Source organism: Micromonospora sp. CV4, from assembly GCF_003667455.1.
Taxonomy (GTDB): Bacteria; Actinomycetota; Actinomycetes; order Mycobacteriales; family Micromonosporaceae; genus Micromonospora.
Genome location: NZ_RCVI01000242.1, coordinates 1 through 24,636 on the forward strand (window position 1 = coordinate 1; position 24,636 = coordinate 24,636).

At 71.5% G+C, this 24,636-nt stretch carries 20 protein-coding genes and 1 pseudogene; 13 read left to right on the forward strand and 8 right to left on the reverse strand.

The window, feature by feature from the left end; all coding sequences use genetic code 11:
- Both EAD98_RS31540 and EAD98_RS12085 read right to left on the reverse strand, forming a co-directional pair.
- A pseudogene (locus tag EAD98_RS31540) lies at positions 1 to 306 on the reverse strand (penicillin-binding protein); the annotation flags it as partial.
- A 197-nt stretch (positions 307 to 503) separates the two neighbouring features.
- The gene (locus tag EAD98_RS12085) at positions 504 to 953 is read right to left on the reverse strand and encodes a DUF5318 domain-containing protein (RefSeq protein WP_121654147.1); all 450 of its coding nucleotides are present in this window, start codon (positions 951 to 953) and stop codon (positions 504 to 506) included.
- A 174-nt stretch (positions 954 to 1,127) separates the two neighbouring features.
- On the opposite strand from EAD98_RS12085, the gene EAD98_RS12090 reads away from it, so the two are divergent.
- Together EAD98_RS12090 and EAD98_RS12095 are read left to right on the forward strand one after the other, a co-directional pair.
- The gene (locus EAD98_RS12090) at positions 1,128 to 1,766 is read left to right on the forward strand and encodes a PadR family transcriptional regulator (RefSeq protein ID WP_121654148.1); all 639 of its coding nucleotides are present in this window, start codon (positions 1,128 to 1,130) and stop codon (positions 1,764 to 1,766) included.
- 23 nt (positions 1,767 to 1,789) lie between these two features.
- Positions 1,790 to 2,869, forward strand: a complete 1,080-nt coding sequence (locus EAD98_RS12095; protein ID WP_121654149.1) for an inositol-3-phosphate synthase — start codon at positions 1,790 to 1,792, stop codon at positions 2,867 to 2,869.
- 108 nt (positions 2,870 to 2,977) lie between these two features.
- Here EAD98_RS12095 and EAD98_RS12100 read toward each other — a convergent pair whose 3' ends face one another.
- Positions 2,978 to 3,463: a methylated-DNA--[protein]-cysteine S-methyltransferase gene (locus EAD98_RS12100; RefSeq protein ID WP_121654150.1), complete on the reverse strand. Its 486-nt coding sequence runs from the start codon at positions 3,461 to 3,463 to the stop codon at positions 2,978 to 2,980.
- A 180-nt stretch (positions 3,464 to 3,643) separates the two neighbouring features.
- Here EAD98_RS12100 and EAD98_RS12105 point away from each other — a divergent pair, with 180 nt between their 5' ends.
- On the forward strand, positions 3,644 to 4,165 hold the full coding sequence (locus EAD98_RS12105) for a hypothetical protein (RefSeq protein WP_233578615.1): 522 nt from the start codon (positions 3,644 to 3,646) through the stop codon (positions 4,163 to 4,165).
- 25 nt (positions 4,166 to 4,190) lie between these two features.
- Positions 4,191 to 5,726 (forward strand): flotillin family protein, encoded by a 1,536-nt coding sequence (locus tag EAD98_RS12110; RefSeq protein WP_121654152.1) that lies wholly within the window; start codon positions 4,191 to 4,193, stop codon positions 5,724 to 5,726.
- 56 nt (positions 5,727 to 5,782) lie between these two features.
- Here the strand turns inward: EAD98_RS12110 and EAD98_RS12115 are convergent, their stop codons facing one another.
- A complete protein-coding gene (locus EAD98_RS12115) occupies positions 5,783 to 7,246 on the reverse strand; it encodes a CCA tRNA nucleotidyltransferase (RefSeq protein WP_121654153.1) in 1,464 nt (487 codons plus the stop codon).
- Between the two features lie 127 nt (positions 7,247 to 7,373).
- Between EAD98_RS12115 and murJ the strand changes: the two genes are divergently transcribed.
- The 7 genes from murJ (at position 7,374) to EAD98_RS12150 (ending at position 15,755) form a co-directional block, all read left to right on the forward strand.
- Complete coding sequence (gene murJ, locus EAD98_RS12120; RefSeq protein WP_121654154.1) at positions 7,374 to 9,128, forward strand: murein biosynthesis integral membrane protein MurJ; 1,755 nt, start codon at positions 7,374 to 7,376, stop codon at positions 9,126 to 9,128.
- Positions 9,129 to 9,572: 444 nt separating this feature from the next.
- Positions 9,573 to 11,180 (forward strand): protein kinase family protein, encoded by a 1,608-nt coding sequence (locus tag EAD98_RS12125; RefSeq protein ID WP_121654155.1) that lies wholly within the window; start codon positions 9,573 to 9,575, stop codon positions 11,178 to 11,180.
- Between the two features lie 43 nt (positions 11,181 to 11,223).
- Positions 11,224 to 11,931, forward strand: coding sequence for an RNA polymerase sigma factor SigM (gene sigM / locus EAD98_RS12130; protein ID WP_121654156.1), 708 nt, complete (start codon positions 11,224 to 11,226; stop codon positions 11,929 to 11,931).
- A complete protein-coding gene (locus tag EAD98_RS12135; protein ID WP_121654157.1) occupies positions 11,928 to 12,932 on the forward strand; it encodes a hypothetical protein in 1,005 nt (334 codons plus the stop codon). The genes sigM and EAD98_RS12135 overlap by 4 nt, the downstream gene beginning before the upstream one ends.
- Positions 12,933 to 13,113: 181 nt before the next feature.
- The gene (gene trxB / locus EAD98_RS12140; protein WP_121654158.1) at positions 13,114 to 14,064 is read left to right on the forward strand and encodes a thioredoxin-disulfide reductase; all 951 of its coding nucleotides are present in this window, start codon (positions 13,114 to 13,116) and stop codon (positions 14,062 to 14,064) included.
- Positions 14,065 to 14,095: 31 nt separating this feature from the next.
- A complete protein-coding gene (gene trxA, locus EAD98_RS12145; protein ID WP_030331849.1) occupies positions 14,096 to 14,419 on the forward strand; it encodes a thioredoxin in 324 nt (107 codons plus the stop codon).
- Positions 14,420 to 14,588: 169 nt separating this feature from the next.
- Entirely contained in the window at positions 14,589 to 15,755 is a 1,167-nt protein-coding gene (locus tag EAD98_RS12150) for an N-acetylmuramoyl-L-alanine amidase (RefSeq protein ID WP_121654159.1), read from the forward strand.
- Between the two features lie 41 nt (positions 15,756 to 15,796).
- On the opposite strand, the gene EAD98_RS12155 is transcribed toward EAD98_RS12150, so the two are convergent.
- Positions 15,797 to 16,462, reverse strand: coding sequence for a GNAT family N-acetyltransferase (locus EAD98_RS12155; protein ID WP_074315552.1), 666 nt, complete (start codon positions 16,460 to 16,462; stop codon positions 15,797 to 15,799).
- Positions 16,463 to 16,756: 294 nt separating this feature from the next.
- Here EAD98_RS12155 and EAD98_RS12160 point away from each other — a divergent pair, with 294 nt between their 5' ends.
- Positions 16,757 to 18,070: a PLP-dependent aminotransferase family protein gene (locus tag EAD98_RS12160; protein ID WP_121654160.1), complete on the forward strand. Its 1,314-nt coding sequence runs from the start codon at positions 16,757 to 16,759 to the stop codon at positions 18,068 to 18,070.
- A gap of 7 nt (positions 18,071 to 18,077) precedes the next feature.
- Positions 18,078 to 19,082, forward strand: coding sequence for a D-alanine--D-alanine ligase (locus EAD98_RS12165; RefSeq protein WP_121654161.1), 1,005 nt, complete (start codon positions 18,078 to 18,080; stop codon positions 19,080 to 19,082).
- Between the two features lie 219 nt (positions 19,083 to 19,301).
- Here the strand turns inward: EAD98_RS12165 and EAD98_RS12170 are convergent, their stop codons facing one another.
- The 3 genes from EAD98_RS12170 to EAD98_RS31825 all read right to left on the reverse strand — a co-directional run bounded on the left by EAD98_RS12170 (position 19,302) and on the right by EAD98_RS31825 (position 24,496).
- Positions 19,302 to 20,345: a hypothetical protein gene (locus EAD98_RS12170; RefSeq protein WP_121654162.1), complete on the reverse strand. Its 1,044-nt coding sequence runs from the start codon at positions 20,343 to 20,345 to the stop codon at positions 19,302 to 19,304.
- A 1,787-nt stretch (positions 20,346 to 22,132) separates the two neighbouring features.
- Positions 22,133 to 23,146 carry a ParB/RepB/Spo0J family partition protein gene (locus EAD98_RS12175; protein ID WP_121654163.1) on the reverse strand — a complete coding sequence of 338 codons (1,014 nt, stop codon included), beginning with the start codon at positions 23,144 to 23,146 and terminating at the stop codon, positions 22,133 to 22,135.
- A gap of 27 nt (positions 23,147 to 23,173) precedes the next feature.
- Positions 23,174 to 24,496, reverse strand: coding sequence for an AAA family ATPase (locus tag EAD98_RS31825; protein WP_121654164.1), 1,323 nt, complete (start codon positions 24,494 to 24,496; stop codon positions 23,174 to 23,176).
- Positions 24,497 to 24,636: the final 140 nt, after the last annotated feature.

Consider the following 24,636-nt stretch of genomic DNA (forward strand, 5'->3'; position numbering starts at 1 on the left):
CACCGGCACCGATGCCCGCCCGGTCCGACCCGGCGCGGCCGAACCCACCGAGGCGGATCCGGCGGCCGCTCCGCCGCGCGGCGGCACCACGGCGGCGCCACCCACCGAGGCCCGCCCACCGGCGGCCCGCGGTGTGACCGAGGCACGACCGGGGGACGCCCCGGCCTCCGAGGCCGACCATCCGCTCCCTCGGGAGTCACCGCCAGGTCGGCGGTACGCGTCGTCCGCGCCCGGTCCGGGGTCGCCGTCCGGCCCCGGGTACTGGGTCCGTCCACGCGCAGAACTGGGATCGCCGTACGAGTTCATTCCTCACACCCTGCCGGTCGCGGTGGGGCGCGACTGCGCCGCCACCGGGTTGCCGTGAGTTGCTTCACCCGGGACGCCGGCACGGGGGTGCCGGTTCGCCGGGGTCATTGCAGTATCAATCGGGCCAATCAGACCAACGAGCGGTCGGCCGTCCCGGGTAGCGTCTGCGGCCCCGGGGCCGGTCGAACCAGCTGAGATCACCGTTGCGCCTCTCGCCTCCGCCGGCCGGCGCCACCGGCGCCCGCCGCGTCCTGCTCGCTGATGCCGTCGCCTTCGCCGGTGAGACCGTCCCGGCCGAGCAGGTACTGCTCGACGAGATGGTTCCAGTCACAGCCGAGGCACACCTCCACCACGAAGACCTGGAACTCACGCAGCGTCATCGCCAGCACGGGCAACTCAGCCAGTGTCCGGGCCTGGCCGGCGGACTGCTTGAGCTCGTCCCCGTAAATGTAGTGGACGAGTGTCAGGTTCTCACTGCGGCAGATCGGGCAGCGCAGGTCGGTCGGCTCGCCGTGGAACCGCGCGGCGTTCTTCAGGTACGGCGACGCGTCGCAGACGTCGTACGTGCCGACCCGGCCGGCCAGGAGCTCACGCAGCACCGCTCGCTTCTGGAGCGAGTAGTCGACGACCTGGCGCTGCGTACGCATGCGGAGAAGGGTACGCGGTCCGGCTCGACCAGGCGACCACGGTCACGATCCGTGACGACAGCATCCCGGAACGGGGGTTTGCCCTGGCATCCTCGACCCGCTAACGTGCGATGTATCGGTCCGATACATCGCGGCGGTTACCGCTCCGCGCCGGGGGTAAGAGAGGGTGGCGCAGTGCTCGAGTTCGCCATCCTCGGCCTCCTGCAGGAGTCTCCGATGCACGGCTATGAGCTGCGCAAGGAGCTGACCGCCAAACTCGGCGCGATCCGGGCGGCGATCAGCTACGGCTCGCTCTACCCGACCCTGCGCAGGTTGCAGGCGGCGGGATGGATCACCGAAGCCGCCGAGACGCCCGCCACCGCCGAGGAGGTTCCCGCGCTGACCAGCCGACGAGGTCGGGTGGTCTACAAAATCACCGCGGAAGGCAAGGAACGCTTCGCCCAGCTGATCGCGCAGGCCGGGCCCGAGACGTACGACGACACGGGTTTCGGAGTGCACTTCGCGTTCTTCGCCCGGACCGACCAGGCGACCCGACTGCGCATTCTGGAGGGTCGCCGCCGCAAGATCGAGGAACGTCGCGAAGGACTTCGCGACGTGCTGGGCCGGGCGGCCGAGCGCCTCGACGCTTACACCCTGGAACTGCAGCGCCACGGCCTTGACGCCTGTGAGCGCGAGGTCCGCTGGCTGGAGGAGCTCATCGCCAACGAGCGCTCCGGCCGAGCCCCGACGGTCCCGGACATCGGGACGGCCGGTGGCCGACGAGAAGACAACAGCCCGCCTCCGCCTGGAGAGACCAGGAAAGAGCGGCCGTGACAGAAAAGAAGGAGGCAGACGCTATGGGCTCCGTCCGCGTCGCCATCGTCGGTGTGGGTAACTGCGCCTCGTCCCTGGTTCAGGGCGTCGAGTACTACCGGAATGCCGACCCGAACGACCGCGTCCCGGGTCTCATGCACGTCGCCTTCGGCGACTACCACGTCTCCGCCGTCGAGTTCGTCGCGGCGTTCGACGTGGACGCCAAGAAGGTGGGCATGGACCTCGCGGAGGCGATCGTCGCCAGCGAGAACAACACCATCAAGCTCTGCGACGTGCCGCCGACCGGCGTCAGCGTGCAGCGCGGTCCGACCTTCGACGGTCTGGGCCAGTACTACCGCGAGATCGTCGAGGAGTCCGACGCCACCCCCGTCGACGTGGCGCAGGCACTGCGCGACGCGCAGGTCGACGTCGTCGTCTGCTACCTCCCGGTCGGCTCGGAGCAGGCCGCCAAGTACTACGCCCAGGCGGCGATCGACGCCGGCTGCGCGTTCGTCAACGCCCTGCCGGTCTTCATCGCCTCCGACCCGGAGTGGGCCCAGAAGTTCACCGACGCCGGCCTGCCGATCGTCGGTGACGACATCAAGAGCCAGGTCGGCGCCACCATCGTGCACCGCGCCCTCGCGAAGCTCTTCGAGGACCGCGGCGTCGAGCTGCTGCGCACGTACCAGCTCAACTTCGGCGGCAACATGGACTTCATGAACATGCTGGAGCGCAAGCGGCTGGTCTCGAAGAAGATCTCGAAGACCCAGTCGGTCACCTCGCAGATCCCGCACGAGATGAGCAAGAGCGACGTGCACATCGGCCCGTCGGACCACGTGCCGTGGCTCGACGACCGCAAGTGGGCGTACATCCGCCTGGAGGGTCGCTCGTTCGGTGACACCCCGCTGAACGCCGAGCTCAAGCTCGAGGTGTGGGACTCCCCGAACTCGGCCGGCGTCATCATCGACGCGGTCCGCGCCGCGAAGATCGCGCTGGACCGGAAGATCGGCGGCCCGATCCTGTCGGCCTCGTCGTACTTCATGAAGTCCCCGCCGGTGCAGTACGCCGACCACGACGCCCACCAGGCCGTGGAGGAGTTCATCGCCGGTGAGGTCGAGCGCTGACCCGCTGAACACCAGCACGGCGAGGGCCGGGTCCGAACGGACCCGGCCCTCGCCGCGTTCAGCCCACCATCTCCAGGTACGGCGACAGCCGCAACGCGCGCACCCTCGTCAGAGCCCGTTCCAGGCGTGTCGCAGCGCGACCCCGGCCTCCAGCTCCAGCAGCTTGACCTTGCGGGGCAGCCCGCCGCCGAAGCCGACCAGCTTGCCGCCCGCGCCGACGATCCGGTGACACGGCACGATCACGGGCACCGGGTTGCGGTTGCAGGCAACGCCCACCGCCCGTGCCGCCCCGGGATCGCCGACACGTCGCGCCACCTCGCCGTACGTCAGAGTCTCCCCGTACGGAATGCGGGTCATCTCCCGCCACACCGCCCGCTCGAAGTCGGAGCCGCGCGGCGCCGACACCGGGACGGTGAACGCGGTCAACTCGCCGGCGAAGTACGCCCGAAGCTCGGCGACGGCCCGGCGGGACAGCGCGTCCTTGGGCTCCTCGCCGGCGGCCTCGACCCGGCCGAAGTGGGCGCCGCAGACGCTCGTGCCGTCGGTGGCCACGGAGAACTCGCCGATCGGTGAGTCGAGGACGGTCCAGTGCATCGGTCCATTGTCCCTGCTGCGGACTCCTTCGCCAGGCCGGCGGTCGGCCGGCGGCGCAGAGAGATAACTCGCCGACGTCCGGTGGCGCCGCCCCCTTTTTGGATCAACGCCGCCCGACCCGCCTCGGTAGATCATCTTCGCGTCGGGATGGATGGTTGAACGTTGCGCCACATCGATACCGTGCAGGTCGTGGCCACGGGGACGCTCATCTTTCTCATCATCGGCGGGGCGGGTGTCGGCGTGCTGGCGCTCGCCCTGCTCGGCACCGAACTCTTCCAGTTCGGGCATGGCGACGTGGACGGGCCGATCAGGCTCGAGACGGTCGCCGGCTTCGCCGGGGCGTTCGGGTTCGGCGCGGCCATCGTCAACGAGCTACTCGGTGCGCGTACACCCGGAATGGTCGCGGGGGCGGCGGCCGGCGGTCTGATCGCCGCCGTGCCCACCGGCTGGTTGGCGTCCCGGCTGAGCCGGGCGGCCCGGAACATGCGCACCGACCCCACCCCCACCCGTGACGACCTGGTCGGCGCGCTCGGCCTGGTGGTCACCCCGGTGCCCGTCGACGGCTACGGCGAGGTCCGGGTACGCGTCGCCGGTCAGCCGGTCAAGCTCAACGCCCGCGCCGACCAGCCGATCCCGGTCGGCGCCCAGGTCTTCGTCGTGCAGGCGCTCAGTGAGACCAGCGTGCTCGTCGAGACCTACTGACTCCTTCTCGCAGACGGGACCCTTCATGCCCCTGTTAATCGCCATCGGCGGCGCGGTACTCCTCGTGCTCGTCCTGGTGTTCTTCGTGCTCTCCCGGATCAAGGTGGCCGGCCCGAACGAGGCCTTCATCGTGACCGGCCGCAAGGGCCGCACCACGCAGACCGCCGACGGCGGCCGGTCGACCGACATGTCCGGCCAGAAGGTGGTGCTGGGCGCCTCGGTCTTCGTGCTGCCGGTGGTGCAGAAGCTCCAGTCACTCGACCTGTCCAGCCGGAGGATCGACGTCGGCATCCGGGGCGCGGTGAGCAAGCAGGGCATCCGCACCGACCTGCACGGGGTGGCGATCGTGAAGGTCGGCGGCACCGAGGACGCGATCCGCGCCGCCGCCCAGCGGTTCCTGCACCAGCAGGACGAGATCGACAACTTCACCCGGGAGGTGCTGGCCGGTGCGCTGCGCTCGATCGTCGGTCGGCTCACCGTCGAGGAGGTCATCCGGGACCGGGCGGCGTTCGCCAGCGCGGTGGCGGAGGAGGCCGAGCACTCGATGACCAACCAGGGTCTGGTGCTGGACACGTTCCAACTCCAGGACATCCTGGCCGAGGGCTCCTACCTCCAGGACCTGGGTCGACCCGAGGCCGCCCGGGTCCTCAAGGACGCGGCGATCGCCGAGGCGCGGGCCCGGCAACAGGCCGAGCAGGAGCGGCTGCTCGCCGAGGAGGCCATCGCCGAGGCGAACCGGAACCTGTCCCTCAAGCAGGCCGGCATCCAGGCGGAGATCGACGCGGCGAAGGCGAAGTCGGCGGCGGCCGGGCCGCTCGCGCAGGCGGAGCGGGACCAGGCGATCCTCTCCGAGCAGCAGAAGGTCGCCGAGCGCAACGCCGAACTCAAGCAGCGCCAACTGGACACCGAGGTGCGCAAGCCGGCCGACGCGGCCCGGTACAAGGTGGAGCAGGAGGCCGAGGCGTCCCGCGCCGCGGCGGTGCTGCACGCCGACGCGCAGCGGCAGTCGGTCATCGCCGCCGCCCAGGCCTCCGCCGAGCAGGCGCGGCTCACCGGTGAGGGCGAGCGGGCCCGACGGGCCGCGCTCGCCGAGGCGAACGCGATCGAGGGCGCCAAGGAGGGCGAGGCCGAGCAGCGCCGGCGCTCCGCGATCGCCGAGGCGGTGGAGCGGGAGGGTCAGGCCGAGGCGGCGGCCATCCTGGCGAAGGGCCAGGCCGAAGCGGACGCGATGGCACGCAAGGCGGAAGCCTTCGCCGCGTACGGGGAGGCGGCGGTGCTGGACCTGCTGGTCAAGGTGCTGCCGCAGGTGGTGGAGGCGGCCAGCGCCCCGATCGGGGCGATCGACAAGATGACCGTCATCTCCACCGACGGCGCCTCGTCGCTGACGAAGTCGGTGGCCGGCAACGTGGCCCAGGGGTTGCAGCTCGGCAGTGACCTGACCGGGATCGACCTGGCCGGCCTGCTCGCCCGGCTCGGCTCGGCGTCCGGCGCGGGCGGCAACGGCACGACGACCGGCAAGGGCACCACGGCCGTGGACGGGACCGCCGTCGAGACCCGCTGACGCCGTACGCCGACGGGCGCCGCTCCCAGGTTTCGGGGGTGGCGCCCGTCGGCATATCAGGAGATCAGGCCCTCGGCGCGGGCCCAGCGCAGCAGCTCCGCCTCCGCGGCGTCGCGATCCAGCGGGCCGTGCTCCAGGCGCTGCTCCTTGAGGTGCTTCCACGCCCGCCCCACGACCGGCCCCGGCGGTACGCCGAGCAACTCCATGATCGCGTTGCCGTCCAGGTCCGGGCGGACCCGCGCCAGGTCCTCCTCGGCCGCGATCCGGGCGATCCGGTCCTCCAGCGCGTCGTAGTCCGCGCCGAGCTGCGCGGCCTTACGCCGGTTGCGGGTGGTGCAGTCCGAGCGGGTCAGCTTGTGCAGCCGAGGTAGCAGGTCACCGGCGTCGGCGACGTAGCGGCGTACCGCTGAGTCGGTCCACTCGCCCCGGCCGTACCCGTAGAAGCGCAGGTGCAGCGCGACCAGCGCGGTCACCTTCGCGGTGATGTCCTTGGGGTAGCGCAGCGCCTTCATCCGGGCCTTGGTCAGCCTGGCGCCGACCACCTCGTGGTGGTGGAAGCTGACCCGGCCGTCGGAGCCGACCGCCTTCGTCGCCGGCTTGCCCACGTCGTGCATGAGGGCGGCCATCCGCAGGATGAAGTCGCAGCCGCCCTCCTCCTCGAAGGAGACCGCGTTCTCGACGACCGTCAGCGTGTGCTCGTAGACGTCCTTGTGCTGGGCGTGCTCGTCGATCTCCAGCTTGAGCCCGGTCAGCTCCGGCAGGAACCGCTCGGCCAGCCCGGTGTCGACCAGCAGCCGCAACCCGGTGATCGGGTCGGCGCCGCAGAGCAGCTTGGTGAACTCGTCACGGATCCGCTCGGCGGTGATCCGGTCCAGGTCGGCGGCCATCCGGCTCATCGCCGTGTGCACGTCCGGGTGCACGGCGAAGCGCAGTTGGGCGGCGAACCGGGCGGCCCGCAGCATCCGCAGCGGGTCGTCGCCGAACGACTCGCGGGGATCGGCGGGGGTACGAATGACCTTGGCCGAGAGATCGTCCAGCCCGCCGTGCGGGTCGGTGAAGCGGTGCTCCGGCAGGCTGACCGCCATCGCGTTGATGGTGAAGTCGCGCCGCCGCAGATCCTCGGTGAGGCTGGTGCCGTAGACCACCACGGGGTTACGGGTGACCTGGTCGTACGACTCGGCGCGGAAGGTGGTGATCTCCAGTCGGAGGCCGTCGCGCTGGGCGCCGATGGTGCCGAACTCCCGGCCCGTCTCCCAGATCGACTCGGCCCAGCCCTTGATGATCCGCAGCGTCTCGTCGGGGTGCGCGTCGGTGCAGAAGTCCAGGTCGTCCCCGAGTCGGCCGAGCAGCGCGTCCCGCACCGAACCGCCCACCAGGTGCAGCTCGTGACCGGCGCGTACGAACCGGCGGCCCAACTCGTCGGCGACCGGGGAGACCCGGAGCAGTTCGGCGACGGCGTTGCGCTGCGCGGCGGTGAGTTCGCGGCGGTCGGCGGCGTGGGGAGCGGAGGCTTCGGACATGGGATCGCCAGCCTATCGGGCCCGGTCGGCATCCCCTCCGCCGGGCGCGGGTAACGGGTACCGGTTGACTAAGGTCTGTGACGTGCGGGTCGGTGCCCGGCTCGACGTACCCCCTGGGAGGCTGGAGATGAGCGGCGGGCTCTACCGCAGCGCGAACGCCGCGCAGGGCGGCGGTGCGGGAGCCGGCCTGGGGCCGGGGGACGGCGCCACCTTCATCTCCGCCGAGCCGCTGAACCAGCCGGCCATGGAGTCGACCGCGCCACCGCAGGAACAGGTGGGCGAGGCGAGCGCCGCGACCAACAGCGCGGTGATGGCGATCGGCAGCCTGGTCAGCCGGGGCACCGGCTTCCTGCGGACGCTGGTGCTGACCGCGGCGCTGGGTGGCGCGCTGGTCGGTGACGCCTACACCACCGCGCAGATCCTGCCCGGAATGGTCTACGAGTTCCTCCTCGGCGGAATCCTCACCAGCGTGCTGATCCCGGTGCTGGTCCGCCGGCGCAGGGCCGACGCCGACGGCGGCCAGGCGTACGCCCAGCGGCTGCTCACCCTGGCGGTGGTCACCCTGGCCGCGGCCGCGCTGGTCGCGGTGGCCGCCGCGTCGCTGCTGACCAGGCTCTACACCAGCGACAACCGCGGGTCGGACTACCAGGACCTGGTCACCAGCCTGTCCTACCTGATGTTGCCGATGATCTTCTTCACCGGCCTCAGCGCGCTGATCAGCGCGGTGCTCAACACCCGGGGGCACTTCGCCGCCCCGATGTGGGCGCCGATCCTCAACAACATCGTGGTGATCGCCACCGCCGGCCTCTACATCGCGATCTTCGGTGCGGAGATCGTCCGGCCGGAGCAGATGACCACCGGCCGGATCCTCCTGATCAGCGGTGGCACCCTGCTCGGTGTCGCGATCCAGGCCGCCGGCCTGCTGCCGGCGCTGCGCAGGGTGGGCTTCCAGTGGAAGCTCCGGTTCGACTTCCGCGCGCTCGGCCTGCGCGAGCTGGGCCGGCTCGGCGGCTGGATGTTCTGCTACGTGGCGGTCAGCCAGGTCGGCCTGATCGTGCTGTTCAACCTGCTCAACCGGGCGGGCGACGGGGACGCCGGCGCCCTGATCTACAACAACGTCTTCCTGCTGCTGATGATGGCGCACGGCATCATCGCCGTCTCGATCATCACCGCGTTGATGCCTCGGATGAGCGCCGCCGCCGCCGACGGCCGGTACGCCGACGTGGCCGCCGACCTGTCCCGGGGCACCCGGACGGTCTCCGCGGTGCTCGCTCCGATCGCCGTCTGCTACGCCGTGCTGGCCACCCCGCTGGCGGTGGTGCTGTTCCGCTACGGCGCGTTCAGCGACGAGAACGCCGCCGACACCTCGCTCGTACTGCTGCTGGCCGCGCTCGCCCTGGTGCCGTTCGCGATCAGCCAGCTCTTCACCTTCGCCTTCTACGCCCTTCCGGACACCCGCACCCCGGCGCTGATCAACATTCCGGTCGTGGCGCTGCGGATCGGCGTGCAGATCGTGCTGTTCGCCGCGTTCGCCGCCCACTTCGCAGCGGCCGGGATGATGATCGGTAACGCTGTCTCGTATCTGGCCGCGGCGATCGGCTCCGCCTGGCTGCTCCGTCCGCGGGTCGGCCGGATCGGGCTGGGCAACATCATGCGCACCCTGGGCCGGGTCCTGGTCGCCGCGCTCGGCGCCGCGCTGGTCGGCCTGCTCGCGGTCAACCTGCTGCCCGGCGGCGACACGCCGAGCTGGACCCAGGCCGTCATCCAGCTGGTGATCGGCGGAGCGGTGATCGGCGGAACGTACCTCGGTCTGGCCATGCTGCTGCGGATCGGGGAGATCACCGAGGTGGTCGGCATGGTCCGCCGCCGGATCGGTCGCTGAGCGGTAGCAGCCGGTCGCGGAGCACGAATATCCACACGGATCGTGACCGTGGATCACCAGCCTGGGGATGCACTTGTGGATAACCCCGCGATTCGCCGGTCAGCCACCGATTCGCCTGTGGATAACTGACCGTACGGCTGAGCGTGTCGGACCGATCGGCGGGAACACGCCTGTTGGCGGCGGCGCGCACCTGGGCCGGCCCCGGCGTCGGTCACTTGCGGTGAAGCCGTAGATTGGCTAGTACATGTGCCAGCAACGTGGCTGACAACGGTCGTAACCGGACGACTCTTCCGACTCCCGGCACCCCGCCGGGTACGGCGGGAAGATGACATGTCGGAGAGACGGGCAACCCGGGTAAGGTCGCTCTCGACGGGTACGGCAGGCGCCGACGCTGCGCGTCGACACCGGTCGGCCGGTTCCTTCGACGGCAGAGCGGGAAGCCACATGCCCAGCAGTGCGGGTCCATCGATCGACACGATCACCGAGGGAGGACGGGTGACCCAGGTCGGCGAGGGTCAGGAGGCGGACGAGAGCGCTCCGCCGCTCATGACCTTCGGTGCTCCCACGGCCGGTGAAATCCTCGCCGAGCGGTACGAGCTGGTCGAGCACATCAACAACGACAGCGCGGGTCGGCTGGTCTGGCGTGGGGTCGATGTCATCCTGCGCCGTCCCGTCGCGGTGGTGCTGCGCTACCCGGGTGGCGACTCCGCCACCGAGATGCTTCAGGCCGCCGTCGCGGCCAGCCGGGTCATCCACCCCAACCTGGTCGGCGTCTACGACGCCATCGACGAGGCCGAGCGGGCGTACGTGGTGCGCGAGTGGGTGGACGGGCAGTCGCTGCGCGACCTGGCGGCCGAGGGCCCGCTGGACCCGGCCCGGGCCACCGCGATCGGCAACGCCGTCGCCAGCGCGCTCGCCGCGGTGCACGCCACCGGGATGGTGCACGGCAACGTGCACCCCGGCACCGTCATGATCAGCGACGAGGGCCGCGTGGTGCTGGCCGATGCGCGCACCGACGGCGCCGACAGCCAGGAGAACGACATCCGGGCGGTCGGCGGGGTCCTCTACTTCGCCCTGACCGGCCACTGGCCGCACGCCGAGGCACCGCTGCACGGCGCGACCGCCGGTCACGGCCGGGCCGCCATCCCGGACGCGGTCCGGGACGCCAGCGGCGGCATCGCCGCGCCCCGCCAGGTCCGGGCCGGCGTGCCCGCGTACCTGGACGACCTGACCATGGACCTGCTCGACGCCGAGATCGCCCCGCCCTCGTCGGACGTACTCGCGGCCGAATTGGCCCGACTGGACGTGCCGGCCGAGGAGGAGCACTACCTCGACAACAGCGGGCCCTTGCGGTTCGCCGCCGAGACCGAGGACGAGCCGTCCCCGCTGGCCGCGGCCGGTGGTCGCAAGGTCGCCGTGGGCATCGCCGGTCTGCTGGCGGTCGCCCTGGTCGGTCTGCTGATCGGGATCAGCGCCCTGGGCGGCGACGACGAGGACCCGAAGGGCAGCGCGGGCGCGGCTCCCACCGCCAGCGCCCCGGCCGGCGAGGCCACCCCGGCCGCCGCCACCGTGCGCAAGCTGGCCGTGCAGGGCGTCCGGATCATCGACCCGGACAGCAAGAACCGCAGCGAGGTCGACGGCGCCGACAAGGTCATCGACGGTGACGAGGACAAGGGCTGGGAGACGGAGACGTACCGGGACCGGCCCAACTTCGGCAACCTCAAGAAGGGCATGGGCGTCTGGCTCGATCTCGGCGAGCCGCACAGCGTCAAGTCGGTGCAGGCGGTGCTCTCTGCTACCGGCGCCTCCGCCGAACTCCTCGCCGGCAGTGCCAACCCGCCGTCGAGTTCCAGCGGCGACAAGCAGTTGGTCGCGAGCTACAAGACCCACATCGGGCAGCCGTTCGAGGACCACGACGGCACCACCATGACGTTCAACGGCTTCGACGCGGACACGAAATACCAGTACCTGCTGTTCTGGATCACCGAACTGCCTCCGGCCGAGGGTGGCTTCAAGCTGGGGGTGCAGGAGATCACGGTCCAGGGGTCGTGAGCCGGGCACCAGACAGCAGTCACCGCATCCGCTGGACGCGGTGATGGACGGGCGCGACGCCGCAACGGACCTGGAGCTGCTGCGCGCCCACGTCAGCGGAGACCGGGACGCCTTCGCCGAACTGTTCCGTCGGCACCGGGATCGGCTCTGGGCGGTGGCCCTGCGGACGCTCGGTGACCGGGAAGAGGCAGCCGATGCCCTCCAGGACGCGCTGTTGTCCGCGCACCGGGCGGCTGGCCGGTTCCGCGGTGACTCCGCCGTCACCACCTGGCTGCACCGCATCGTGGTGAACGCCTGCCTGGACCGGATCCGACGCCGGCAGGCGCACCCCACCGTTCCGCTGCCGGACGGCAACCGCGCCGCGGACGGGTCGGGCACCCCCGGGGTGGAGCCGGCCGCGCCGGCGCAGGACCATGACACCGCGCTGGTGGTCCGGGAGGCGCTCGCCGCCCTGCCCGTCGAGCAACGTGCCGCCCTGGTTCTGGTGGACCTGCAGGGTTATCCGGTCGCCGAGGTGGCACGCATCCTCGGCGTCGCCGAGGGGACGGTGAAGAGCCGGTGCGCCCGGGGTCGGGCCCGGCTGGCGGTGCTGCTCGGGCACCTCCGCCCGGCAGCGGCCGCGGTCCGCCCGGAGCCATCCGGATCGGTCACGGACGTGCCCGGCGTCACGCAGGGGAACCCACGCCCGGTGGAGGGCGTCGGATCGGGGTCGGGCCGGTACCGGCGGGACGCCAATCAGGAGGACACGTGACGACCGAGGGGTACAGGGAGGTCGACGACGACCTGCTCGCTGACTACCTCGGCGGGGCGTTGGACGGCACCCCGCAGCAGGCGGAGGTCGCTCGGCTGGTCGACACGGACCCGGCCTGGGCCGGGGCGTACGCGCTGCTGGCCCACGCGGTGACCGAGGTCCGCGCCGACCTGGCCCGGTGGGCCGAGCCAGCCCCGGAGCTGCCGCCAGCGGTCGCCGACCGACTCACCGCAGCGCTGGCCGCGGCGGATCCCGCGCCGAACGGCACCTCGGCCGACGCGGACACCGCCGACGTCGAGCCGGAAGCCGACGTCACCACACCGGTAGTGCCCGCACAGGGCGGAAGCGGTCGTCGGCCCGCCGGCCCCTCCCCGGCCGAGTCGGCACGCGGCCCGCGAACCGGCCCGGGTCGCGGTCGGCGCAGGTGGACCCGGCGTGCCGCTCCGGTGGCCGTGGCGGCGGTCGCCGTCGTCGCGGTCGGGCTGGGCCTCACCCAACTCTCGACGAACTCCTCGGACACCGCCGGCACGAGTGCCCTGAACCAACCGGCCAGCGCGCCCGAGAGCGCGGCGGCCGCCGGCGCGGTCCGCACCACCGGGCCGGCCCTGCACAGCGGTACGAACTACACGCCGCAGACCCTCGGCAACCCGACGGGTGTGCCGTCCCCACTACGGGGCGGCGGCAGTAGCGTCTTCTCAGGGCAGCCTGGGATGGACGCCGAAAAGGACCAGCGAACGGCGGCGACGTCGGGCGGGCTGAGCCCGTTGGCCAGGCTGACCGACGAGGCCGCGCTGACCACCTGCCTGGCCGACGTTGCGGCGGAGCACGGATCCGCCCCGCTGGTCGTCGACGTGATCGACTACGCGGGGTTCCGGGGCGAACCGGCACTGGTCATCCGGTTCACCGACGCGGCGGGGGCCCGCTGGGCCTGGGTGAGCGGCCCGGAGTGTGGCGTCCCCGGGTCCGGCTCGGACAGCCGGTATTCGGCGCGGGTAGGGTGAATCTGCGGTCCCCGGCGCCCTGGGCGTCGGCGTGACCTGACCCACCGGATGTCCGGCTCGGGAATCCCCGGTTCGTACGATGACGTTCTGGAAGTCACCTGCCGGCACCCTCCAGGCGTCGGCACTCGGATCAGCATCGGTGCGTGCGCCGACGCCGACACACACAACTCGGGAGACGGCAGTGGACGAGGTCCGCAACCTGATCATCATCGGCTCCGGGCCGGCCGGTTACACGGCGGCCGTCTATGCCGCACGCGCCAACCTGAAGCCGCTGATCATCGAGGGCGTGCAGTCGGGCGGCGCGCTGATGACCACTACCGAGGTGGAAAACTTCCCCGGCTTCGCCGACGGCATCCTCGGCCCCGAGCTGATGGACAACATGCGCAAGCAGGCCGAGCGGTTCGGCGCCGAGTTCCTCACCGACGACGTGACCCGGGTCGAGCTGGTCGACACCGGCGACGCGGGCTCCGGCGCGGTGAGCACCGTCTGGGTCGGCGAGACCGCCTACCGGGCCCGCTCGGTCATCCTCTCCACCGGTTCGGCCTGGCGTCCGCTGGGCGTGCCCGGCGAGCAGGAGTTCCTCGGCCACGGCGTGTCCTCGTGCGCCACCTGTGACGGGTTCTTCTTCCGCAACCAGCACATCGTGGTCGTCGGCGGCGGCGACTCGGCGATGGAGGAGGCCAGCTTCCTCACCCGCTTCGCCGACTCGGTCACCATCATCCACCGGCGCGACTCGTTCCGGGCCAGCAAGATCATGGCTGACCGGGCGCTGAACAACGAGAAGATCAAGGTCGAGTGGAACAGCACCGTCGAGGAGATCCTGGGCGCCGACGGCAAGGTCACCGGCGTACGGGTCCGCAACGTGCACAGCGGCGAGACCAAGGTGCTGGACGTGACCGGCGTCTTCGTGGCCATCGGTCACGACCCCCGCAGTGAACTCTTCCGCGACCAGGTCGAGCTGGACGACGAGGGCTACGTGAAGGTCCAGGCCCCCAGCACCCGGACCAACGTGCCCGGCGTCTTCGCCGCTGGCGACGTGGTCGACCACACCTACCGTCAGGCGATCACCGCGGCCGGCACCGGCTGTGCCGCCGCGCTCGACGCCGAACGGTTCATCGCGACGCTCAGCTGAAAAATCGAACACATCCCGGAGGAGGGGCATAGTGGGAACAACCAAGGCGGTCACCGACAAGAGCTTCGTCGCTGACGTGCTGCAGGCCGACAAGCCGGTGCTGGTGGACTTCTGGGCCGAGTGGTGCGGCCCCTGCCGCAAGGTGTCGCCGCTGCTCGAGGAGATCGCCCGCGAGATGGGTGACCAGGTCACCATCGTCAAGCTCAACATCGACGAGAACCCGGAGACCGCCCGCGCCTACCGGGTGATGTCGGTGCCCACGCTCACCGTCTTCAAGAACGGCCAGCCGGTGCAGTCGATCGCCGGCGCCAAGCCGAAGGGCGAGCTGGTCCGGCTCATCGAATCGGCGCTCTGACCAGCAGGAACGTCACGAACCCCGTACCCGTCATCGGGTGCGGGGTTCGCTGTTCTCCGGGGCCACGCCGCCGCCCGTTTTTCCAGCCCGAGCCACCTCGCAGCCCCGGAACGCATAGCCTCAAGCCTGGGCCGCCCGGCCAGCCAGCGTCGTGCAGAGGGGGTCGTGCGTGCGTCCGATCCGACCCGGTGACCGGGGACCCGCGGTCACGGAGATCCGTACCATCCTCACCGGCCTCGACCTGCTGGCGTCCGCCGCCAGCCCACACCTGGACGAGTTCGACCTCGACACCGAACGCGCGGTCCGCGCGTTCCAGCAGTCCCGCGGGCTCAGCGTGGACGGCCGGGTCGGTACGGAGACGTGGGGGGCCCTGGACGCCGCCCGGTGGCGGCTCGGCGCCCGCACCCTCTACCACGCGGTGCCCGAACCGCTCACCGGCGAGGACGTGCGGTCGCTCCAGGAGCGACTCCTGGAAATGGGGTACGACGTGGGCCGGGCGGACGCCATCTACGGCATCCGGACCTCCCGGGCGGTGGCCCAGTTCCAGCGCGAGGTCGGGCTCACCCCCGACGGCTCCTGCGGACCGCAGACCATGAACGCGCTGCGCCGGATCGGCCGGAAGGTGGTCGGTGGCCGCCCCCAGTGGCTACGGGAGTCCGACGCGATCCGGCAGTCCGGGCCGGCGCTGGTCGGCAAGACGGTGGTCATCGACCCCGGCCACGGTGGCACCGACCCGGGGGTGGTCGTGCCGGACGGGTCGTTGCGCTGGACGGAGGCGGACCTGATGCACGACCTCGCCAGCCGGCTGGAGGGGCGGCTCGCCGCGTCCGGAGTGCGGGTGCAGCTCACTCGGGGCCCGGCGCCCGACAGTTGCCTGCCGGACACCGACCGCGCGCAACTGGCCAACTCACTCGGCGCCGACGTGTTCATCTCGCTGCACCTGGACGGCCACGCCAACCCGGACGCGGACGGCGTGGCGACCTACCACTACGGCACCAACAACGGGGTGACCTCGGCGACCGGTGAACGGCTGGCCGGGCTGGTGCAGCGGGAGATCGTCGCGCGCACCGGGCTGCGGGACTGCCGTACCCACGCCAAGGCGTGGGATCTGCTGCGACTGACCCGCATGCCGGCGGTCCGGGTGGAGGTCGGCTATCTCACCTCGCCGACGGACCGCACCCGCCTGATCGACCCCCGGTTCCGGGACCGGGTGGTGGAGGCCATCGTGGCCGCGGTGCAACGGATGTACTTCCCGATCGAGCGGGACGTCCCGACCGGCTCGATCGACGTCAGCGAGCTGCGAGCGGTGGTGACCGCCGGGACGGTGGTCGACTGAGCCCGGCGGTGGGCACGGGAGACGCTCGACGCGACGTCCGCTCAGCCGCCGGTGGAGCGGGTGGCCGGGGCGGGCCGGACCGGGCGGAGCAGGGTCTCCGGGCTCATCGAGCCGAGCAGCTTCTCCAGCGCGTACTCGACGTCGGACTTCCAGCTCAGCGCGGTGCGCAGCTCCAGCCGGAGCCGGGGAAACCGCGGATGCGGACGGACCGTCTTGAATCCGACGGAGAGGAAGAAATCGGCCGGCGCGACACAGCCGCCCGCCGGATCGTCCGCGTCGCCGAACTTCGCGTCCCCGAACGCCTCGATCGCCTTGATCCCCCGCTTGGTCAGGTCTCGGGCGACACCCTGCACCAGCATCCGGCCCAACCCACCACCGGCGAACGCGGCGACCACGTTGGCGGTCATCAACAGCGCGGCGTCGGCGGAGACCGGCGAGGTGGGGAAGGCCATCGACCGGGGGACGTAGGCGGGCGGGGCGTACATCACGAAGCCCGCCGGCATGCCGTCGACGTACGCGAGCTTGCCGCACGAGCCCCACTCCAGCAGCGTCTGGGAGACCCACGCTTCCTTCTCCAGGCCCGGATCGCCGGCGGCACAGGCCCGGTCGGCGGAGACCGGGTCCAGCTCCCAGTAGACGCACTGTCGGCACGGGCGAGGAAGGTCTTCCAACGTGTCGAGGGTCAGGCTGACCAGACGTCGCGACATATGGCGCATCCCCACAATAGGCTCGGTGGTGAGACCGGCACGGAACGACAGCGCCGCCTTCCTGCCCCCGACGAGCGATCGTACGCCGCCGATCGACGGTACGGGAGGGGACGCGCAGATGCTCACCGCCGCGTGGGACACCGGGGACCGGTCCGGGATGTGGACGGTCCGGCGCAGCAGGCCGGCAGCGTGGCTCCGGCGGACTAGGATCGACAATCGGTGTCCCCGCCGCCATGGTCGCCAGCGTCCGGGGTACCCGGGGGGAGCCACCCGAGCAGCGATCGAGGTGAGGTCATGACCGGCACGACGCTCGACGACTACACCGACCGGTACGCCCGGCGGGTACGCGGGATGACCGCCTCCGAGATCCGAGCACTCTTCGCGGTGGCCAGCCGGCCGGAGGTCGTCTCGCTCGCCGGTGGGGCGCCGTACATCGCCGCCCTGCCGCTCGACGCGGTCGGCGAGATGCTCGGCCGGCTCGGGTCCGAACACGGCGTGACGACCCTCCAGTACGGCATCGGCCAGGGCACCCTTGAGCTGCGCGAACGGATCTGCGAGGTGATGGCGCTCTCCGGGATCGACGCCGGCTGCGGCGCCTCCCCGGAGGACGTGGTGGTCACCGTGGGCGGGCAGCAGGCGCTGGACCTGGTGGCCCGGCTCTTCCTCGACCCGGGTGACGTGGTGCTCGCCGAGGGTCCGACGTACGTCGGCGCGCTCGGTGTGTTCCAGGCCGCTCAGGCGCAGGTGGCGCACGTGCCGATGGACGCCGACGGGCTGATCCCGGAGGCGCTGGAGACGGCCATCGCCGACCTGGCCCGCGCGGGGCGACGGGTGAAGTTCCTCTACACCATCCCCACCTACCAGAACCCGACCGGCGTGACGCTCAGCGAGGAGCGCCGGGAGCGGGTGCTCGACATCTGCGAGCGCGCCGGCCTGCTCGTGGTCGAGGACGACCCGTACGGTCAGCTGGGGTTCGAGGGCGAGGCGCCGGCGCCGCTGCGGGCCCGCCGCCGGGACGGCGTCTTCTATCTCAGCACCTTCTCCAAGACCTTCGCGCCCGGGCTGCGGGTCGGCTGGATCCTGGCGCCCCACGCGGTCCGCGACAAGCTGGTCATCGCCAGCGAGGCGCAGATCCTCTGCCCCAGCGGCTACGCCCAGGCCGCGGTCGCCACCTACCTGGGCACCATGCCCTGGCGGCAGCAGCTCAAGGTCTACCGCGAGGTCTACCGGGAGCGCCGGGACGCCATGCTCGACGCGCTGGCCGACCTGATGCCCGAGGGCACCAGCTGGACCACCCCGGCCGGCGGCCTGTTCGTCTGGGCCACCCTGCCCGACGGGCTCGACTCGAAGGCCATGATGCCGCGCGCCGTCGCCGCCCGCGTCGCCTACGTGCCCGGCACCGGCTTCTACGCCGACGGCACCGGCACCGGCACGATGCGGCTGAACTTCAGCTTCCCGCCACCCGAGCGGATCCGCGAGGGCGTACGCCGCCTGGCCGGAGTGATGGAGCAGGAGATCGCCATGCGTCGGGTCTTCGGCACCGCGGGAGGCGCCGCCGGGCGCCGCGGCGGGGCCGGCTCCGACGTGCCGGGGCCCGACTTGGCATGATGCCGGCATGGGTACGACCGCTGCCGAGCGCCTCCACGTGACCACCTCCGCCGTCGCGGCCGACCTGCACGTGCTGGTACTCGCCGGCGGGCTCTCCTACGAGCGGGACGTCTCGCTACGCTCCGGCCGCCGGGTGCTCGACGCGCTGCGCGCCGTCGGCGTCGAGGCCGAGTTGCGGGACGCCGACGTGGCTCTGCTGCCGGCGCTCGCCGTCGACCCACCGGACGCCGTGGTGATCGCCCTGCACGGCGCCACCGGCGAGGACGGCTCGCTGCGCGGGGTGCTGGACCTGTGCGGCGTCCCGTACGTCGGCTGCGACGCCCGTGCATCCCGACTCGCCTGGGACAAGCCCTCGGCCAAGGCGGTGCTCCGCGAGGCCGGCATCCCGACGCCGGACTGGGTGGCCCTGCCCCACGACCGCTTCTCCGAGCTGGGCGCGGTGGCCGTGCTCGACCGGATCGCCGACCGGCTGGGCCTGCCCCTGATGGTCAAGCCGACGCAGGGCGGTTCGGGGCTGGGCGCCGCCGTGGTCCGCGACGCCGCATCGCTGCCGGCCGCGATGGTCGGTTGCTTCGCGTACGACTCCACGGCCCTCGTGGAGCGGTACGTGCCGGGCATGGACGTGGCGGTCTCCGTGGTCGACCTCGGCGACGGACCGCAGGCTCTGCCGCCGGTGGAGATCGTGCCGCGTAACGGGGTCTACGACTACGCCGCCCGTTACACCGCCGGGCGTACCACGTGGCACGCCCCGGCCCGCCTGGAGCCGGAGGTGGCCGCCCGGGTGGCCGACGTGGCCCTCGCCGCACACACCGCGCTCGGCCTGCGTGACCTCTCCCGCGTCGACGTGATCGTCGACGCCGACGGTCAGCCGCACGTGCTGGAGGTCAACGTCTCGCCCGGCATGACGGAGACGTCGCTGCTTCCGCTCGCTGTGCAGGCCGCCGGCCTGGACTTCGGTCGGCTCCTCGGCTCCCTGGTCACCCGCGCCGCCGCCCGGCAACCGGCCTCCTGAGCCCCGCTCCATCGCGCTGAGCTTCCACGCGGCGCCCGCACGCTAAGCGTCTCCTGCGTCCGGCCTCTCGAGGCCCCTGCGCGCATCCCCCCGTCCGCCCGGCGGACCCCACGCTCAGCGCCTCCGCCCGGCTGCCGACCGGCCGCCGAGCGGCCGATCATGAGGTTGGCGAGTGTCACGCGGCCCGGTGCCGCCGCCAACCTCATGATCACGTCGTTGTCAGCGAGCGGTGGACGCGTCCCCGGATGTGCTGAGGGTGCTGGTGGGTGGAGCGCTGGCCGCAGCGGCGCGGCTGCCGGGGCCGGGCGTGTCCGCTGGGCCGGGCGCTGCTGCGCCGGCCGGTTCGGTTGCCGGGTCGGCGGTGGTTCCGGCTGGATCGGTTTCGGTGGCAGACCGCACGGTTCCGGTGTCGAAGTCAGCGAGGTCGTCCGTGTCGCCTTCGTCCGTGCCGGCACCGTCGTCCGTGTCGGTGCCGTCGGTCGTGTCGGTGCCGTCGCTCTTGTCGGCGGGGTCGGTCGTGTCGGCGGGGTCATTCGTGTCGGTGCCGTCGTCGGTGCCGGCGGCATCGTCGGCGTCGGGTGCCGGTTCCGGGATCTCCTCTGCCGCCTCGATGACGGAGACCGCCTCCGCCGCGGCTGCGGCGGCGTCCGCAGCGGCAGACTGTGCCAGCAGGCTGGACGGTGCCTGCCACTGGATACGGGGTGGCTCGGCGAGCGGCCGGCCACCGAACTCGGCGAGCCAGGCGGCGACGAGCGCCAAGTTCTCCCGCCACTGCGCTTCGGAGATCGGCGGCAGGATCGAGTCCCACAGCGACAGGAAGGTGCCCCGCAGCTGAAGCCGCCCGTACGGACGGGCGAGGAACCACATGTGCAGATGGGCGGAGCCATCGCCCCACCTGTTGACGTGTACCCGAGCGACGCCGTCCAGCGATCGGATGGCCCGCTCCAGACGGACGGTCATCACGCCCAGCTCGGCGGCGAGCAGGTTCGGCAGGTCACCCAGGTCGAGGTGGGTCCGCGATTCCAGGATGAGCACCATGGGCAGGCCGGTGGGCCGGTCCATGGCGCGTACCCGCCACCGCTCTCCCACCCAGATGTAGGCGTCGTCAGGAGCGTTGCAGGCGGTGCATTCCCGGAGGCCCTCGCCCTTGCGTGGCGGTTCGACCGGGACCGGATCATCGAGCTGCTTTACGCGGAGGTCGCCCTCGAAGGGAAACGAGGGCCACTGGGTGAAGTCCGGGACTGAGGGAGGGGTGTCGTGCACGACGCTGACCCTAACCGAGTCTGGCACGGCTGTCCCTACCAGTTTGATCCCTTCCCGGCCCACCCGATCAGCGCTCATCGTCGATCGATGTGTAGAGCGCCGAAGCCTGGAAGGAGGGTTATCCACAGGCTGCCGAGATCCTGAACACGGGCAGTCATCCACAGGCTGGCACCCGCTTTCACGCGGTGTTTCACGTGAAACAGGGGGTACCTGTGGACAACTGGTGTGGATAACTTTTTGGCCAGTCTTTCGTTGCCCCCGAGCCGCTCGGCTGCGCCGGCTGCGACTGCGCCGACGCCGAGTGCCGAGACGGTGCCGAGGCTCGAGGGCATGCGGTCGAATCAGCCACAGCTCAACGGCCTCGAGGCGGCGGGTGGCGGGCTGCGGGCTGGGCTCGCGTCCGGGCTTCGATGACACGAGTCGCATGGCTGGAGGTCCTCAGGCGCTGAGCAGGTGATCGGCGGCTGGTGCCTCGCGCCCAGGGCAGATCGAGTCGAAGCGGATCTGTGCGCTGCCCGCCGGCCCCGCCTCCACGCCCTCGATGCGCCCGCCCGCTCACGTCACGGTCGAGGCAGCAGTTTCAGGGATGTTGTCGTCTTGCGAGCGCCGGAGACAGCAATACCCCTGAAGTTGTTCAGATCTTGGCCCTCACACATTCCGCGTCGGGGCAGAGCGGGCGGAGGACGCGCACGACCGCCGCCCGACCGCCCCTCGCCTCGGGCGCGGGCCGGCGGCTCTCAGCCAAGCCCGGCTCGGGCACCGGGACGGGGATCACGAATGAAAGACCCAGGCGAGTGGGTGGCCGGATCCGGCGTGCGGCGCTAGCGGCGCGGGACGCGGCGCCGGTGCGCGGTGCCTCCGGCACAGCTCTGGCAGCCACCGCGGCGGACGTGGACGCGAGCGGGGCCGAACGCAGGCGCAAAGCAGGGGCGGACGCAAGCGCAAGGCAGGGCCGGGCGGAAGGCGTGAGCCGGAGGGGACGCGAAGTCGGGCGCGAGCTCCGGAGCGAGGCGCGAACTCGAAGCGAGCCGTGAGTCAGGAGCGAGGACCAGAGCGGTGGGCGGCGAGACGGAGCGCGGTTGCGGCGAGGGGGCGCAGCAGCGCGGGGCACAACGACACGCGTCCGGGGCCGTCACCGGGCCCTGCACGCAGGGCCTACGGACTCGCCAGCCCACGGTCCGCCGTACGGGGGCAGAGACATGGGCTCGGAGACGCGGGCGCGCAGGCGCGGCATCTGAGACCCGAGCGCACGGGCCGCCGTCCCAACCGCCGATGCAGCACAACCCGGAATGAGAGTGGCCGCCGGTGGGCGCGAGGCCGCCCGAATGAGGCGTCCCAGCACGGCTCAGCCCTCGCACTGCGAGCCGATCAGATTCGGCTCGCAGTCGATGCGGGGAGCCGTCGGTCAGCAGACGGTCAAGACCGGGAGATCAGGCGCCACCCGACCAAGACCACCGCGCGAGGCGTACGACGCCGCAGCGGACGGCTGAGCGGGCGTGAGAGGCCTTCCGTCACCGTTGCCAGGGCGAGCCGTGCGACCACAACACCCGCCACCGTGTTTCACGTGAAACCGACAGCACGCAAAGCAGGCTCGACCCCAGACCGAACACAGCAACTGCCGTCGGAAGCCTCGTATGACAGCGGCCGTCGTCGGCACCGCCCGGAGACGCGTACTACGGGGCCCAGATCGCATCCGTTTCACGTGAAACAGCGCGGTGGAACGTTGGCGCGATGCAGAACGGCCGCGCCACCCCGAGAGGAAGCGCGGCCGCAAGAGGAAGGGGCGATCAGTCCCCGGCCTCCTCCTGCTGCACTCCGATGATGCCGACGATGCGCTCCAGGTCGTCCACCGTCGCGAACTCGATGGTGATCTTGCCCTTGCTCCGGCCGATGTCCACCTTCACCCGGGTGTCGAACCGATCGGACAACCGGTCGGCGAGGTCCGTCAGGGCGGGCGCGTGGGGTTTCGGTCGCCGCTTCGCGGCCTGACCCTTCGCCGGTCCGTCGTTCAGCGTCAGAGCCACGATCTCCTCGGTCGCCCGGACCGACAGCCCTTCGGCCACGATCCGCAGCGCCAACTGTTCCTGCGCCTCCGACTCGTCGAGGCTCAGCAGGGCCCGGGCGTGCCCAGCGGACAGGATCCCCGCCGCCACTCGCCGCTGCACCTGCGCCGGCAGGTTCAGCAGCCGAATGGTGTTGGAGATCTGCGGCCGGCTCCGACCGATCCGGCGGGCCAACTCCTCGTGGGTGGCACCGAACTCCTCCAGCAGCTGCTGGTACGCGGCGGCCTCTTCCAGCGGGTTCAGGTTGGCCCGGTGGATGTTCTCCAGCAGCGCGTCCCGGAGCATGGCGTCGTCGCGGGTGTCCCGGACGATCGCCGGAATGCTCTCCCGTCCCACCGCCTGGGCGGCCCGCCACCGCCGCTCGCCCATCACCAGCTCGTACTTCTCGTCGTCGAGCTGCCGGACGACGATGGGCTGAAGGAAGCCGACCTCCTGGATGGACGTCTTCAGCTCCTCCAGCGCCTCCTCATCGAAGACCTGGCGGGGCTGCTTCGGGTTCGGCACGATCGCGTCGACCGGGATCTCGGCAAATCGAGCGCCCGGCACTGGGCTGAGCGTGGGCTCCGTCTCGCGGGCCGGCGGACCGGCGGGCGCCGCCGATACGGCCGCGACCGACTCGTCCTCCACGTGCCCGTTCTCCGGCTCGTCCGTCAGGGTGCCCGCAGCACCCGGCACCGGCCCGGTCGGGATGAGCGCCCCCAGGCCCCGACCCAGACCGCCCCGAGGACGGTTCTTCATGCCACGCCTCCCAGCGAATCGTCCGCACTACGCATTCCGGCCCACCGGCTCCTTGACGCCCCGCTCGGCGATTTCCTGGGCCGCCTCGAAGTAGCTCGTGGCGCCCCGCGAACCGGGATCGTAGGTCATCACCGACTGGCCGTAACTGGGTGCCTCGGAGACCCGCACATTCCGGGGGATGACCGCCTGGAGCACCTTGTCGCCGAAGTGGTTCCGGACGTCCTGCTCGACGGCGTCGGCCAGCCGGGTACGGCGGTCGTACATGGTCAGCAGGATGGTCGAGACGTCGAGCTTGGGGTTGAGGTGTTGCCGCACCAGGTTGATGTTGTTGATCAGCTGGTTAAGCCCTTCCAGGGCGTAGTACTCGCACTGGATCGGGATCAGCACCTCCTGGGCGGCGACCAGGGCGTTGACCGTGAGCAGGCCGAGCGAGGGCGGGCAGTCGATGAAGACGTAGTCGAACTGTCCGGGGTACGCGGCGATGGCCCGGTCGAGGCGCGACTCCCGCGCCACCACCGACACCAGTTCGATCTCCGCGCCGGCAAGGTCGATCGTCGCGGGTACGCACCACAGGTTGGGGATGCCCTCGACCGCCTGCGCCACCTCAGCCAGCGGCACGCTGTTGATCAGGCAGTCGTACACGTCGGGGATGCCGGTGTGGTGCGGGACGTTGAGACCGGTCGAGGCATTGCCCTGCGGGTCGAGGTCCACCACGAGCACCCGGTTGCCATGCAGGGCGAGCGCCACCGCAAGGTTGACCGTGGTCGTGGTCTTACCCACGCCGCCCTTCTGGTTCGCGACGCACATGACCCGGGTCCGGTCCGGCCGAGGCATGGTCACCTCGCCACTGGGATTCAGGATCTGCACGGCGCGCATCGCCTCCATAGCCAACGGTGGGTCATCCTCTTCGCGCGTCGGGGTTTCACGTGAAACGTACGTGGGGTCGGCCGACACGGCGGCCAGCGACTCGGCGGACGCGACCGGCACATCGGCAACCACCGGCGCCGAGTCCCGAGCCACCGCCGCGGTTGGTTGGTGCGGAACCGCCGGCTCGAAGCGGACCGCCGCCACCGTGTTCCGCCGGCCCGTGGCCGGCCGTACGTCTGCGGCGTTGACCGGTCGGGTCACCACCGCATCCGGTCCCCGACGGACAGCCGCCGGTTCCGTGGCGTCGGGTCCTGCCGGCTGGCCCGTGGGTTCGTCGCGCGACACCTGCGGATCGTCGTCCGCCGGCTGGGGCGAAGGCCCGGAAGCGCCGGGCGACCAGCTCGGGTAGTCGGTTTCACGTGAAACAGGGTCGCTGGTTGACCCGGTCACGCGTGGATCGTCGTACCTGCCGTCGTCATGCACCTGTCATCCCTACCCGCTTCGGATGGTCGGTCCGCGCCCCGGTCAACTTGGCCGCACCCGCGCTCGCACCCCCGGAGCGTACGGCCCCTCGGGAGCGGTCGGAGGCCCGCGACGTCCGTCGCCCGCTCCACACTATCGAC